General features: G+C 64.5%; 13 protein-coding genes. All 13 read right to left on the reverse strand.

Annotation, left to right across the window (positions count from 1 at the left end):
* Positions 1-112: 112 nt before the first annotated feature.
* A complete protein-coding gene (locus ABZE94_RS14575) occupies positions 113-1,756 on the reverse strand; it encodes a BatD family protein (protein WP_372876228.1) in 1,644 nt (547 codons plus the stop codon).
* Complete coding sequence (locus tag ABZE94_RS14580) at positions 1,753-3,510, reverse strand: VWA domain-containing protein (RefSeq protein WP_372876229.1); 1,758 nt, start codon at positions 3,508-3,510, stop codon at positions 1,753-1,755. The genes ABZE94_RS14575 and ABZE94_RS14580 overlap by 4 nt, the downstream gene beginning before the upstream one ends.
* Positions 3,507-4,538, reverse strand: coding sequence for a VWA domain-containing protein (locus ABZE94_RS14585; protein ID WP_372876230.1), 1,032 nt, complete (start codon positions 4,536-4,538; stop codon positions 3,507-3,509). Before ABZE94_RS14585 ends, ABZE94_RS14580 begins: the two co-directional genes overlap by 4 nt.
* Entirely contained in the window at positions 4,531-5,025 is a 495-nt protein-coding gene (locus tag ABZE94_RS14590; protein ID WP_372876231.1) for a DUF4381 domain-containing protein, read from the reverse strand. The genes ABZE94_RS14585 and ABZE94_RS14590 overlap by 8 nt, the downstream gene beginning before the upstream one ends.
* Positions 5,022-5,963, reverse strand: a complete 942-nt coding sequence (locus ABZE94_RS14595) for a DUF58 domain-containing protein (protein ID WP_372876232.1) — start codon at positions 5,961-5,963, stop codon at positions 5,022-5,024. The genes ABZE94_RS14590 and ABZE94_RS14595 overlap by 4 nt, the downstream gene beginning before the upstream one ends.
* Before the next feature lie 105 nt (positions 5,964-6,068).
* On the reverse strand, positions 6,069-7,028 hold the full coding sequence (locus ABZE94_RS14600; RefSeq protein ID WP_372876233.1) for an AAA family ATPase: 960 nt from the start codon (positions 7,026-7,028) through the stop codon (positions 6,069-6,071).
* Between the two features lie 241 nt (positions 7,029-7,269).
* Complete coding sequence (locus ABZE94_RS14605; RefSeq protein WP_372876234.1) at positions 7,270-7,827, reverse strand: ureidoglycolate lyase; 558 nt, start codon at positions 7,825-7,827, stop codon at positions 7,270-7,272.
* 21 nt (positions 7,828-7,848) lie between these two features.
* Positions 7,849-9,201: an amidase gene (locus ABZE94_RS14610; RefSeq protein WP_372876235.1), complete on the reverse strand. Its 1,353-nt coding sequence runs from the start codon at positions 9,199-9,201 to the stop codon at positions 7,849-7,851.
* A 24-nt stretch (positions 9,202-9,225) separates the two neighbouring features.
* Positions 9,226-9,909, reverse strand: coding sequence for a DUF2848 domain-containing protein (locus ABZE94_RS14615; protein ID WP_372876236.1), 684 nt, complete (start codon positions 9,907-9,909; stop codon positions 9,226-9,228).
* Positions 9,910-9,994: 85 nt separating this feature from the next.
* Positions 9,995-11,281, reverse strand: a complete 1,287-nt coding sequence (locus ABZE94_RS14620; protein WP_372876237.1) for a TRAP transporter large permease — start codon at positions 11,279-11,281, stop codon at positions 9,995-9,997.
* Positions 11,278-11,895, reverse strand: coding sequence for a TRAP transporter small permease subunit (locus ABZE94_RS14625; RefSeq protein WP_372876238.1), 618 nt, complete (start codon positions 11,893-11,895; stop codon positions 11,278-11,280). Before ABZE94_RS14625 ends, ABZE94_RS14620 begins: the two co-directional genes overlap by 4 nt.
* A 79-nt stretch (positions 11,896-11,974) precedes the next feature.
* A complete protein-coding gene (locus ABZE94_RS14630) occupies positions 11,975-13,012 on the reverse strand; it encodes a TRAP transporter substrate-binding protein (protein ID WP_372876239.1) in 1,038 nt (345 codons plus the stop codon).
* Positions 13,013-13,156: 144 nt separating this feature from the next.
* A partial coding sequence (locus ABZE94_RS14635) for a D-glutamate cyclase family protein (protein ID WP_372876240.1) occupies positions 13,157-13,403 on the reverse strand: 247 nt, incomplete at its 5' end.

Genomic DNA, 13,403 nt, shown 5'->3' on the forward strand with positions numbered 1-13,403 from the left:
GGGTTCGAATCCCACCTTCACCGCCACTTTCGCAAAACCCCTGAGAGAGCAATCTTTCAGGGGTTTTTTGCTTTTGGCGTTCGGGTCGCACGTGGTGTGCCGGCGGCGTTGCTTAGCGCGGGTAGAGCGGCGGCAGTGGGCTGGTTTCCTGGGTGCTGGGGTTGCTGCCGGCCGCGTTGCTGGGCAGGGTGCGGATGGCGCGCCAGAGGTCTTCGCCTTGCCAGTGCTGGCCGATCTCGCTGTAGAGCGCGCCATTCAGGCCATCCAGGGCATCGGACAGGGGCACGAAGCGGGCGGCCATTTCGGCGAGGGTTTCCGGTTGCTGGCGGGCCCAGGCGTCGAGGGCGTGGCGGGTGGCTTGCGAGTCGTTGGCCAGGCAGGCGCGTTTGAGGTCGTCGAGCAGGGTGCGCGGGCTGGGGCCGGTCTGGTTGGCGCGGGCGATGGCCGGTTGGCGGCGGGCATGCCACCAGAGGCCGAAGCCGAGCAGGGTGCTGAGGCTGAGAATGGCGCTGCTCAGTTGCCAGGGCCACAACGGCGGGCCTTGGACCCAGGCCTGGGTCGGCGTTTCGCTGGGCAGCGGCTCTGCCTCGAGGCCCGGAGCCGGCGCAACCATCAGGCGTCGGGCCGGCAGGCTGGCACGTTCCAGGCGGTCTTCGAGGGTGTTCCACCAGACGATTTCCACCGCCGGCAGTTCGAACTGGCCGCTGCGATTGGGCACCAGGGCTTCGCGCTCCTCGCGGCTGCCGATCACGCCGCGGTCGCTGATCTGGTTGGCCAGTTGCGGTTGATCCGGGTAGCGCCGCAGGCCGTCGGCCTCGGTGGCGGGCAAGGGATAGAGTTGGGCGCTGGACAGGCCGTCGGCCTTGAGCATCAGGTTGCGCGTCAGCGAGTCGCCGACTTTGACGTCGTCCGGTTGCGGGCTCCAGGTTTCCGCCAGGTTCAACGCACGGGCCGGTAGCCACGGCGCATCGGCGGGGTAGTCGGTGGGCTTGGCTTTGACCGTCAGGGGAATTTGCGGTGACTTGACCCGTGCGACCTTGCCGGGGCGCGGGCCGAATGGCTGGAAGTCGTTGTCGCCGGCGCGGTCGACCAGGGTGGCGGTGAACGCCTGGGCGGGAATGGTCAGTTCGCCGCTGCGCTGGGGGAAGATCGCGTAGCGCAGTTCGATCACGCCATGGCGGATGCCGTTGATGTCTTTCTCGTAGGTGCGCGGTTTGCCGAGTTGTTCGATGCGGGCATCGGACATTTCCAGCGGGCTCAGGCTGCTGTCGTCATACAGCGAGACGGAGTGGTAGATGCGCAGGGTCAGCACGCTCTGTTCCTGTACGTAGACGCTGGACTGATCGAGGCTGGCGTCGATGAATACCGGGGCCAGTTTGCTGGCCGCGCTGTCGCCGCTGGCTGCCTGCACGTGCAGGGTGATCGGTAGGGTCTGCAGGTCGCCCAGGGTCAGCGGCGGCACCACTACGTAGCCGCTCTGTTTCGGTTGCAGGGTGACGATCCAGCGGGTGATGGCGCGGGACTCTCCGTTGACCGTGGTCAGGCGGTTGACCTGGCGGGTGCCGAGCACGTCGAACAGGGTGTCGAGTGGGCTGAGGTCGGGTTTGCCGAACTGGGTGGCGTCGTCGGATTCGAGGGTCAGTTCGAAGGTTTCGCTGGCGCTCAGGCGGGCGCGGTCGATGCTCGCGCTGAAGCTTTGCGCGCTGGCCTGGAATGCCAGCAGGCTGAGGAGAAGGGTGCAGAGCAGGCGGGTCATCGAGTTAGTTCCTGACGCTGTTGCTGTTCGTACCAGAATTTGCGCCGCAGCAGCTCGCCCGGCTCATCGGGGATTTGCCGCAGCCACTGTTCCAGGGCCTGGCGCCGCTCGCCATCGAGGGGCGCCGCGGCACTGGCAATCTGTTCCTCGCCCTCCAGGTCATCGTCCGGTTCGCTGGGCGTCGGCACATCGCTGTCGCCGGGCGTGGGTTGGCTGGGCGCTTGTTCCTCGTCGCCCGGGCTGGCTTGGCCGGCGGCGGGTGGCGGCTTGTCGGCATCGGGCTCGGCTGAACCTGCCTGTGGTTGCGGCGGCGGGGTTGGCGTTTCGTCTGCTTGTGCATCCGGTTGTTGCTGCTGGTCCTGTTGTTCTTGTTGTTGGCTTTGCTGCAGCAGCTGTTCGATCAGGGCCTTGTTGGTCTGCGCCGGGAGCAGGTCGGGCTGCAATTCCAGGGCTTGGCTGTAGGCCTCCAGGGCGGCCTCCAGTTCATTGCTGCGGGCCAGGGCATTACCGCGGTTGTAGTGGGCGACCGCGTTGTCGCCGCGGGCGAAGCGTTCGGCGGCGGCCGGGTAATCGCCGGCCTGGTAGAGCGCCAGGCCTTGCCACTGCGGATCGGCGAAGCGTGCGGCGGCTTCGCCTGGGCGCTGTGCCTCGAGCAGGCGCTGGCCCTGTTGATCGGCGCGCCACCAGAGGTCGTCAAAGCTGAAGGCGTAGCTGGTCTGCGGCACGCCTAGCATCAGCAGCGGCAGGCAGAACAACCAGCCCCGGCGGCCGGCGCAGGCGGCCAGCAGCAGCAGCGGCAGGAGCAGCCAGTGGCCCTGGTCGGCCCAGGTCTGCAGGCGCGTCTGTCCGCTGTCGCTGCGCAGTTGTTGGGGCGCGGCGAGCAGGCCGAGGTCATCCAGGTCGCGGTCATCCAGGCTGGCCGGGCGATAGCGTCCACCGATCTCCCGGGCGAAACGGGCGAGGCCGGCACTGTCGAGCCGCGGAATCAGAATCGCGCCCTGGGCGTCTTTGAGCAACGAGCCGTTTTCCTGAACGATAGGCGCACCTTCGGCGCTGCCGATTCCGAGTATGTGCAGGCGCGTGCCGCGCGTGTCGAGTGCCTGGCTGATGCCGAGGCGCTCCTGCTGATCGAGGCCGCTGCCGATCAGGAGGATGCGGCCCTGGCCTTGTCCGCCCTGTTCCAGCAGTTGCAGGGCCAGACTCAGCGCCAGGTCCGCGCGCCGGCCTGGCTCGGGCATGATCGAGGGCGTCAGCGATTCGAGCAGGTTGTGGCTGGTGGCCAGGTCGTCGGAAAGCGGCACCAGAGTGTGGGCGCTGCCGGCGTATACGACGATGGCGGTCTGCGCATCGCGGCGGGCCTGGAGCAGATCGAGCAGCTTGCGTTTGGCCTGCTCCAGGCGGTTGGGCGAGCCGTCGCTGGCGAGCATCTGTGGGGTCAATTCGAGCATGATCACCAGCGGATCGGCGGGTTTCAGGTTGCTTTGCTCCAGGCGTTGCCAGCTGGGTCCCAGCAGGGCCAAAAGGGCCAGCATCCAGGCCAGCCCTAGGGCGATCCAGGGCAGGCGGCTGGCGTGGCCCCGGCCGCCGCTGAGCAGCGCCGCATGAAACGCCGGCGGCAGCAGCAGTTGCCAGCGGCCGGCGCGCCTCTCCCGGTGCCAGAGTTGCCAGAGCAATCCCGCCAGCAGTGGCACCAGCAGCAGCCAGTAAGGGCGCAACCAGTGCGGCCATACAGCCAGTAGCCAGTCTTCGATCATGGCTGTCTCCGCCAGGGACGTTGCGCCAATAGGCGCAGCCGTTGTTGCAGTTGCGGCCAGAGCTCGCGGCCCACCAGCAACATACTCAGCAGCAGCGCGGCGCTCAGCGGCCAGGCATACAAGGCCTGGGCCGGGCGCGCCAGGGTCGGCTGCTGCACCACCGGCTCGAGGCGGTCGAGCTGCTGCTCGATGGCCCGCAGTTCGGCGCCGTCGCGGGCGCGGAAGTAGTCGCCGCCGGTCACCTCGGCTATCGCGCGCAGACTCGGCTCGTCCAGATCCAGCCCCGGATTGAGGCCGAACAGGCCGGCGATCCCGCCTTGTTGCGGATCCGCGCCAATGCCGATCGGGTAGATCTTGATGCCTTCCGCGGCGGCCAGGCGCGCCGCGATCATAGGTTCGATCTCACCACCAGTATTGGCGCCATCGGTCACCAGTACCAGCACGCGGCTGTCGGCCGGGCGTTGGCGCAGGCGCTTGACCGACAGGCCAATGGCATCGCCGATGGCGGTGTTCTTGCCGGCGATGCCGATCACCGCTTCGTCCAGCCAGGTGCGCACGGTGCGTCGGTCGAAGGTCAGGGGCGCCTGCAGATAGGCCCTGCTGCCGAACAGGATCAGGCCGACGCGATCGCCCTGACGGCCTTCGACGAAATCGCCGAGCAGGTGTTTGACCAGGGTCAGGCGGTCGACTTCCTCGTCTTGCCAGCGCATGTCGGCGTAGGCCATGGAGCCGGATACATCCACCGCGATCAGCAGGTCGCGGCCGCTGGCGGGAATCGGCAACGGCTCGCCGACCCACTCCGGGCGGGCGGCGGCCGTGAGCAGCAGCAACCAGAGCAGGGCGAAGGGCGCCTGCTGGCGCCAGGCCGGCAGGTTGGCCCGCGCGCGACGACCGGCCAAACCCTCCAGCTCGCCGAGGAAGCTGACTTTCAGGGCCGCCTCGCCGCTGTCCGCTGCCGGCAGCAGCAGGCGCAGCAGCCAGGGCAGCGGCGCGAGCAGGACGATCCACGGCCAGGCGAACTCAAACATGCTTGCGAATCCAGATGGCAACCGCCTGGTTGAGTCCGTCGATGGCCTTGTCATCGAGCGTGCAGTGCGGTTTATAGGCCCCTTCGACCAGAATCATCCAGCGGGTCAGCCCGGCCGCCGGGCAGCGGCTGTCGAGAAACGCCAGCCAGCCACGGCTGCTCAGGGTGTGGCTGTGGCTCTGCGGGTAGTGCTGGCGGCACAGGCGCTTGAGCAGGCCGTTGAGCTGCTGCAGCCAGGGCCCGGCGGGCGCGCCGGCGTAGGGTTTGCCCAGTCGTTCGAGTTCCGCCAGGGCGGCCAGCCGCAGGGGATCGAGGGCGTTGTCGCTGACCCTCGCCTTGCGCGCGCGGCGCAGTGGTTGCCACAGGCGCGTCAGGCCCCAGAGCAGCAGCGGCACGAGCAGGGCCAGCAACCACCAGCCGGGCGCAGGCGGCCACCAGTCGATCGGCGCCGGGGCGATCAGGGGCTCGAGTTGATCCAGCGGGTTCATAGCCGTTTACCGGGGCGTTGCGCGTTGAGGTGGTCGCGCAGTTGTTCGATCATCTCACGCTGGGTGCTCAGCGCCAGCAAGGGCACGCCGAGCTTCTGCGCCAGGCGTTGCCAGCGCGCCAGGCGTGCCTCGCCCTGGGCGCGATAGGCCTGGCGCAGGCCGGCGTCATGGGTGTCGAGTTCCAGTTGCGCAGCGCGTTCGGCGAAACGCAGCAGGCCGGCAGCCGGCAGGGCATGGTCGAGCGGGTCGGAGATCGGCAGCAGCAGCAGGTCGGTATGGCGCGCCAGCAGGTTCAATTGTTGTTCGCTGTTGTCACCGAGGGTACGTTCGTCGCAGATGATCACCGCCAGGCTGCCGGGACGCAGCACTTCGCGGGCGCGGCGCAGGGCCAGGCCGAAGCTGTCGCGGCTGGCTTGCATGTCGCTGGACAGCGCCTGGTTGGCGCGGGCCAGGCGATTGAGCAGCTGCAACAGGCTTTGCTTGCTGCGCCGCGGTTTGATTTCGTGCTGCTCCTGATCGCCGAACACCAGGCCGCCGATGCGGTCGTTATGGCCCAGTGCGGCCCAACCGATCAGGCTGGCGGCCTGGGCGGCGAGCACCGATTTGAACATCAGCCCGGAGCCGAAGAACAGGCGCGGGCTTTGCTCCACCAGGATATAGATCGGCCGCTCGCGTTCCTCATGGAACAGCTTGGTGTGCGGCTCCTGGGTGCGCGCGGTGACCCGCCAATCGATGCTGCGCACGTCGTCGCCGGCCTGGTACACCCGCACCTGGTCGAAATCCACCCCACGTCCGCGCAGCTTGGAGTGGTGTAGGCCGATCAACGGGCTGCGTTGCGCCGGGGTGGAGAACAGCTGCACCTCGCGCACGCGGTGACGCATCTCGATCAGCTCGGCGAGATTGACCCGGACGCCGGGTTGGGTGGGCTGGCTGTGCATGGCGCTTCAGCAGCTGGCCCGGATGCAATCCGGGCGCGTGGTTCGCCGATTCCCGGGTGGCATCCGGGTCATGGCTGGCGGCTGATGACTCATGGCTGGCTGCATCTATGCCACCGCCACCACATCGAGAATGCGTTGCACCACGCGGTCCTGGTCGATGCCGGCGGCTTCGGCTTCGAACGACAGGATGATGCGATGCCGCAGCACATCGAACAGCACCGCCTGGATGTCTTCCGGGCTGACGAAGTCGCGCCCGGCCAGCCAGGCGTGGGCGCGGGCGCAGCGATCCAGGGCAATCGAGCCGCGCGGGCTGGCGCCGTAGGCGATCCATTCGGCCAGTTCCGGGTCGAACTTGCCCGGCGTGCGCGAGGCCATCACCAGTTGCACCAGGTATTCCTCCACCGCATCGGCCATGTACAGGCCGAGGATTTCCCGGCGCGCAGAGAAGATCGCCTGCTGGCTGACCCGGTGCTCGGGCTTGGTTTCGCCATGCAGCGCCTCGCCGCGGGCCTGAGCGAGGATCTTGCGCTCGACGTTGGAATCCGGGAAGCCGATCTTCACCAGCATCAGGAAACGGTCGAGCTGGGCTTCGGGCAGCGGGTAGGTGCCCTCCTGCTCGATCGGGTTCTGCGTGGCCATCACCAGAAACAGCGGCGACAGCTCGTAGGTGCTGCGACCCACGCTGACCTGGCGCTCGGCCATGGCTTCGAGCAGCGCCGATTGCACCTTGGCCGGGGCGCGGTTGATCTCGTCGGCCAGCACCAGGTTGTGGAAGATCGGCCCCTGCTGGAACACGAAGCTGCCGGTTTCCGGGCGGTAGATCTCGGTGCCGGTGATGTCGGCGGGCAACAGGTCCGGGGTGAACTGGATGCGATGGAATTCGGCTTCGATGCCTTCGGCCAGTTCCTTGATCGCCTTGGTCTTGGCCAGCCCGGGCGCGCCCTCGACCAGCATATGACCGTCGGCGAGCAGGGCAATCAGCAGCCGATCGATGAGTTTTTCCTGGCCGAGGATCTGGGTAGAAAGAAAGGTTCGCAGCGTGAGCAGCGCTTCACGGTGTTCCATCGTTGGACTCTTTAATGGGGGATGTACGTCGTGCCAGGCGCAACGACGGCCTAGACTTTAATGCATTTGCCGTTGTGTCGGCTATGCGCGACTCAGCATCCTTGCCACGTGACAGATGCTAGGCAATGGCTTGGGCAAGAGCCGCCGTGTTGCTGCAACTGCCTGAGTAGGCATGTCTAGGTGTGGTTCTAGTGTTCGATGGAATGAGAGGGGAGGTTAGCGTCTTGCGCTTTAGGAGCATTCACTTTTCAGGGCTCAGTAGAATCTGTCCATCAAAGAGTGTTCCCAGCTCAACGACAGAGGTTTCCTCGGCCTGGCAGCCATGTATTAGATGATTCACGAGGTCTACTGTGGTTGATCGGCGTGTCAGCATGAGGCAAGTGACTTGGCCTTCAAGCACGAAGCTCGCATGCCAGCATCCAGGCGCCATGCATATGCCTTGCTTGTCGCCAATACGGAAAGCTTTTAGTCGACTGAGGTCGGGCAGTCGGCTGCCGTCGACGCCAGGGCAAACCACATGCAGGATTTCCCCGCCAAGCGGAACAATGGCCTGTTGCGTGAGCCAATGCACCTCTAGAGCATTCAGCTGCAACGTCTTGTTGCGGTAATTCACCCACAGCACTTCAGTTTCACCACCATTGCCAGGGATGAAGATGTGCTCATGCCAGAAGTCGCTGCCTGGATGACTGTACGCGCAGGCAGTGGGGTCAGATGGAAAGGGCTTGCCGAGTATCCAGCCGAAGGGCGCGAAAGCCTCGGCGCTCAAGTCTTCGACAGGTACGATCAGTGCTCGCTGCATTCTTCGACTCCCGAGATAACGTCAATAGGCCGCGGCGAGTTCGGCTTCGACCGCCAAGCCCAGTGCCAGAACACGGCGATCGGCGCCGCCAGCGGCAGCGATCATCAGGCCGACCGGCGCGCTGCCGGAGGTGTGGCAGGGCAGCGATAAGGCGCAGCCGTCGAGAAAATTGATCAGACTTGGGTTACGCAGCATCAGGCCATTGGTACGGAAATAAGCGTGTTCATCCTGCTCTAGGGCGTCGATTCGAGGTGCGACCCGCGGCACCGTAGGCATGAGCAGTGCATCGAATGGCGCAATGCGCTGTTCCACTGCGGCGATCCAGCGTTTACGCGCGACGACGAGATCGATGTAGTCGGCTGCGCTTATCTTTTCCCCAAGGACGATCCGTGACACCACTCGTGGGTCGTAGGCAGCGGCGTTATGCGCGATGTGGCCACGGTGCCAGGCCCAGGCTTCGGCCGCGCTGAAGGTGGCACGTGCATTTAAGCTGGCCAATGCACTGAACTCCGGGATGGCGATACGGCGAATCCGCGCGCCAGCTGCGGACAAGCGTGAGCAGGCTGTCTCGAAGGCCTGAGCCACGCTGTCATCGAGATCATCGAGGGCGATGTCGCTAGGGATGGCGAAACTGCTGTCGGTGAGTACAGCCGCAGCGGGCAAGTCTTGCGTCTCGCCGGCCAGAATGGCGTCGACTATTGCGCAGCAGCGCACCGACGCCGCCAGTGGGCCGATGGAGTCGAGTGCAGTCGATAATGGCAGCACACCGTCCATGGCTACCCGTCGGGCGGTCGGCTTGAAGCCAGCCAGTCCGCAGAGGGCTGCCGGAATCCGCACGGAGCCGCCGGTATCAGATCCGATCGCCGCCACGGCCATACCATCGCTCACGGAGACCGCCGCGCCGGATGACGAGCCGCCCGGTATCCTCCCATTGGCGCGATCCCATGGATTGCGCGGGGTGCCATAGTGCGGATTGAGGCCGAGGCCGGAGTAGGCAAACTCGGTCATGTTGGTGCGGCCGACTATCACGGCGCCAGCTGCATGGAGGCGCTCCACGACCAGCGCATTGCGGCTGGCTGGGGGGGCGTCACGCAGCAGAGTCGAGCCGGCGCAGGTGGTTTGCCCGGCAATATCGAACAGGTCCTTGAGTGAGATCGGCAGTCCGTCCAGCGGAGACCGGACAAGGCCAGCTGCGCGCAGTAGGTCAGAGGCTTGTGCACTGGCCAGCGCACGCTCGCTGTCGAGCAGGGTAAACACGCGTGGGCCTTCGCCTGCTGGGTCGCAGGCACGCGCCAATGCCGCTCGGGTTAGTTCGACGGATGTGGTACGTCCGGCAGCCAGTTCGTTGGCCAGGGCTTCGATGGTCGGCAACATGTTCGATGGTCCTCGCGCTAGGGATCAGGCTATTTCTGGCAGAATCGACAGGCTGTAGCGATGGCGGATGCTGCGCTGGCGCCGGGGGTCGAACAGCTCCATTTCGAACACGCGTGCGGGACGAATTCCGCCAATCACCGTCACGGTGCCGCAGGTCATGCCGCTGCCGTCGTTGAGCTGGGGGCCACCGGTGTAATCGGCGATAAGGTCCTGGGCGCTGCGCAGGCTGGACAGGCTGCCGTCCTGATAGAGCACTTCTGCACCATTCTCGAGAATGCGCGAGCGTATCTGCAATTCATCCCAGTAGTCCGCCACCTCGTCCAGGCGCCAGGCGCTGCGTGCCACAGGTTTGATGCACAGCTGTTTCGACAGGGCGACGCTGTAGGCTTCCAGCTTGCGGTCGGTGTGGTCGGAGGCAATGCTGAGGTAATGCTCGCCAGCGACGGCGAAGACGAAGGCCTCGACTTCGCCGGAGGAGTGCTCGCCGATCACCTGCAGATTATCCTCCTGACTCAGCTGGTTGCTGGCCACGCGATAGTAAAGCGGTACCGCGCTCGGTCGCGGTACGCCAATTGCGGCCAATTCCTCGATATGATGCTCGATGGCTGCGTGATCGCGACCGGCCCACCCGGCGACTATCAGTTGCTGGATGTCGGTCTGCAGGCTTTGTGTGCCGAGTTCGGTTTCGAGGTTAAAGCTTAGCTTCATGATCCTGGTTTCCTGATTAGAGGCCTGGCGCCGGCCGGCCGGCAGGGCAGCGGCGAGCTCGCCGCTGCGTTGTTCGTGTGGCGGATTAGTTGCTGAATATTGAGGGCAGCCACAGGGCCAAGCCGGGGAAGACCGTGAGCAGGGCGACCATGGCGAACAGGGCTGCTACGAAAGGCAGGCTGCCGATGATGACGGCCTGCATCGAGCCGCTTTTGCGCAGGCTCTGCACGACGAACAGGTTGAGGCCCACCGGCGGGGTGATAAGCGCGGTCTCGACCAGCACGATGATCACGATGCCGAGCCAGATCGGGTCGAAGCCCAGCGCGATCATGATCGGCGCGACTATGGGGATAGTCGTGATCATCATCGACAGGGTTTCCATGAAGCAGCCGAGCAGCAGATAGAAAATTACGATGGCGAGGATCATCCACAGCGGCGACAGCCCCAGGCCGGTGATGGTTTCGGTGATCGCCGTGGTCAGCCCGGTGGCCGACATGATGAAGTTGAGAAAGGCGGCGGCGATGACGATCAGCATGATCATCGCGCTGGCGCGCATCGAGCTTTCCACCACCTCACCAAGCATCTTCAAATTCAGACGGCGGAAGCAGGCGGCCAGGATCAGCGCGCCGACCACGCCGAGTGCGGCGGCTTCAGTCGGAGTGGCGATGCCAGCGTAGATCGAGCCCACGACGAGGAGGAAAATACCGAGGGGCGGCAACAGGTGGATCAGGCTGGTGAAGCGCTCGCCCCAACTCGCGTGTATGCGCTGGCCACCCCAGTGCGGTTTGGCGATGCAGGCGATGACGATGATCAGCATGAACATGGCCGCCATCAGGAGGCCGGGGATGATTCCCGCCAAGTAAAGCTTGGGCACCGATGAATTGGTCAATACGCCGTAGATCACCAGGTTGATCGACGGCGGGATCAGAATGCCGAGGGTGCCGCCGGCGGCGATGCTGCCGAGAAACAACGGTTCGTTGTAACCGAAGCGCTTGATTTGCGGCAGCGCCACCGTGCCGACGGTGGCGGCGGTCGCCACGCTGGAACCGGAGGTCGCGGAGAACAGGGTGGAGGCGCCGATGTTGGCGTGCATCAGTCCGCCCGGCAGCCACGACAGCCACAGGCTCATCGAGCTGTACATGCGTTCGGCGAAGCCGGCGCGCAACAGGATTTCGCCGAGCATGATGAACAATGGAATCGCTACCAGGAGGAATTCGTTGCTTGAACTCCAGGCCAGTTCTCCCATTGCCCGGCTCAACGGCAGCATGGAGTAGAGCGGGTCGAGAATCAGGCCGAGTACACCCAGAGCAGCGGCAACCGGAATACTGAGGCCGATCAGCGTCAGCAGAATAATCAGTGCGACAGCGATCATGCTTGTTCTCCCCGAACAAGGCGTTCGCCCGTGGCGGCCTCTTCAGCCGCTTCTTCCTGCGCCGACTTGACTCCGCACAGCAGTTTCAGGGTTTCGATATCGCCAGTGACCAGGGCTATAGAGGAGCGGATCAGCATCAACGCCAGTACCAGAGAGAACCAGGCCAGGCCGAGTACCCAGAGTGTTTGAGGCAGCCACAGAGGCGTTGCAAGGGGCGTGTTGGCCGCGGAGTTGTGGATCCATGAGGTCATTGCCACGTCATAGGCGTAGTAGGTGAGGTAGACAGCGAACACACCGAGGGTGACCAGGGCGATCCAGTCCAGCAGCGCACTGATGCGCACGGGTAAATATTGGTAGAGCACGTCCACCCGGACATTGGCGCGCTCCAGAGCGGTAAACGCCAACGCCCAGCTGATGCTGATGGCAAATGCATAGCTGGACAGTTCGTCGGCGCCGCCGATGGTGATACCGAACAGCCGGCGCATGCTGACGTCATAAGCGATCAACAGCACGCTGGCGAGCGTCAGCCCGCCGCCAACCCAAACAGCGGCGCGCGATAACCGTCGCGCCTGCGCCAGCAGGCGCGAGAGCACGACTAAACAAGGGGAAGTCATGGCATTACTCCGTGGGGGCTGGACGCCCCGCTTCTAGTTGCGCGAGGCCTCCCGCCGAGAAGGCTCGCGGCGTGGCGACTTACTTGTTCGCCGAGATATTCAGCGTTTTGCCCACAGTGGCGTTGAAATCCGTCACGCATTGCGCGGAACAGCGTGCGGCCCATTTGTTCAGCACGTCGTCACGAAGGCTCTGCAGCAGTTGGCGGTCGGCCTCGCTTGGCTGTACCAGGACCATCTTGCCCTTGACCGGGTAAGGGCAGCTCGGCGCACCACTGTTGCAGTCGTAGCCTTCCTGGGTCTGGCGGGCGGCGGCGCTCCAGATGTCGTCGACCAAGGTGGTGATGTTGCTTTGCAGGAACTCACGCACCTGCGGCTCGAGCTTGGCCCAGGTTTTTTGGTTGACCGCATGGATCTGCTGATTCCAGTTGATCGGCAAGGCATACAGGTGAGTGGATACTTCGTACCACTTTGCGGAGTAGCCCGACAGCGAACCGGTAATCGCGCAATCGACCAGCTTGTTCTGCATGGCAGGGACTACTTCACCGAAAGCCAGGGTCACGCTGACGCCGCCCAGGGCTGCAATGAAATCGGCCTGGGTGCGGCTACTGGTACGGACCTTCTTGCCCTTGATATCGGCCAGCCCCTGGATGTCGGCGTTACAAAACAGCACTTGGCCGGGGTACGTGGAAATACCGAGCAACTTGATGTTGGTGTTGTCGCTGTAGTAATCGGCGTATATCGGCTCGAAGGCATCGGTCACTGCGCGCGCAGTTGTCACGTCCGGGGCTAGGCCGGCCAGATCGATGGCTTCGTTGATTGGGTCGTCGCTGGCGAAGTAGGACAAGGACGCGGTGCCAAACTCGACCACCCCCTGGGACATAAGGCGCAGCAATTCCGGGCCCTTCAGGCCCATCTCGTTGAAGCCCTTGATGTCGGCAGTGACCTGGCCATTGGAGAGCTCTGGAATGGTCTTGTTCCAGAATGGCTTTTCGTAGTCGTTGTAGGCAGTGAGGTTACTCAAGCCACCGATGATCCTGAGTTGGGTAGTGGGTAGTTCCTCAGCGCAAGCTGAACCGATGATCAGGGTACTGGCGAGTGCGGCAATTATTGTTTTCATGGAGCAGTCCTCTGGGTTGAGCGGGATTCAAGCCAGCATCTCGGAGCCTGCTGACCCCGGGTGCGTTTCGTTGGGTATTGCGCTGCTTATCGGGGTTTTATTTCCCTTGAGTGAAGGCGGGTAACGGCTCGCTCATGGGTCGAGCTAGAACACTGATTGGTTGCTGTTGCGCAAATCAGTCACCAACATGTGGCCCGGTGCATGGGTAATGCAGAACCGGGGACGCATCGCGGCGATGACCGACTGGGGGGTGACGCCACAGGCCCAGAACACGGGCAGTTCTCCGGAACGTACTTCGACCGGATCGCCGTAGTCGGGGCGCGCCAAGTTCGCGATGCCGATCTCGCTCGGGTCTCCAAGGTGGACTGGGGCGCCGTGTACGGATGGGAAA

It is taken from the genome of Pseudomonas sp., assembly GCF_041601375.1.
GTDB lineage: Bacteria > Pseudomonadota > Gammaproteobacteria > Pseudomonadales > Pseudomonadaceae > Aquipseudomonas.

Coding starts and splice junctions, on each gene's coding strand:
- ABZE94_RS14575 (WP_372876228.1), bottom strand. CDS start 1,756: ATGACCCGCCTGCTCTGCACCCTTCTCCTCAGCCTGCTGGCATTCCAG.
- ABZE94_RS14580 (WP_372876229.1), bottom strand. CDS start 3,510: ATGATCGAAGACTGGCTACTGGCTGTATGGCCGCACTGGTTGCGCCCT.
- ABZE94_RS14585 (WP_372876230.1), bottom strand. CDS start 4,538: ATGTTTGAGTTCGCCTGGCCGTGGATCGTCCTGCTCGCGCCGCTGCCC.
- ABZE94_RS14590 (WP_372876231.1), bottom strand. CDS start 5,025: ATGAACCCGCTGGATCAACTCGAGCCCCTGATCGCCCCGGCGCCGATC.
- ABZE94_RS14595 (WP_372876232.1), bottom strand. CDS start 5,963: ATGCACAGCCAGCCCACCCAACCCGGCGTCCGGGTCAATCTCGCCGAG.
- ABZE94_RS14600 (WP_372876233.1), bottom strand. CDS start 7,028: ATGGAACACCGTGAAGCGCTGCTCACGCTGCGAACCTTTCTTTCTACC.
- ABZE94_RS14605 (WP_372876234.1), bottom strand. CDS start 7,827: ATGCAGCGAGCACTGATCGTACCTGTCGAAGACTTGAGCGCCGAGGCT.
- ABZE94_RS14610 (WP_372876235.1), bottom strand. CDS start 9,201: ATGTTGCCGACCATCGAAGCCCTGGCCAACGAACTGGCTGCCGGACGT.
- ABZE94_RS14615 (WP_372876236.1), bottom strand. CDS start 9,909: ATGAAGCTAAGCTTTAACCTCGAAACCGAACTCGGCACACAAAGCCTG.
- ABZE94_RS14620 (WP_372876237.1), bottom strand. CDS start 11,281: ATGATCGCTGTCGCACTGATTATTCTGCTGACGCTGATCGGCCTCAGT.
- ABZE94_RS14625 (WP_372876238.1), bottom strand. CDS start 11,895: ATGACTTCCCCTTGTTTAGTCGTGCTCTCGCGCCTGCTGGCGCAGGCG.
- ABZE94_RS14630 (WP_372876239.1), bottom strand. CDS start 13,012: ATGAAAACAATAATTGCCGCACTCGCCAGTACCCTGATCATCGGTTCA.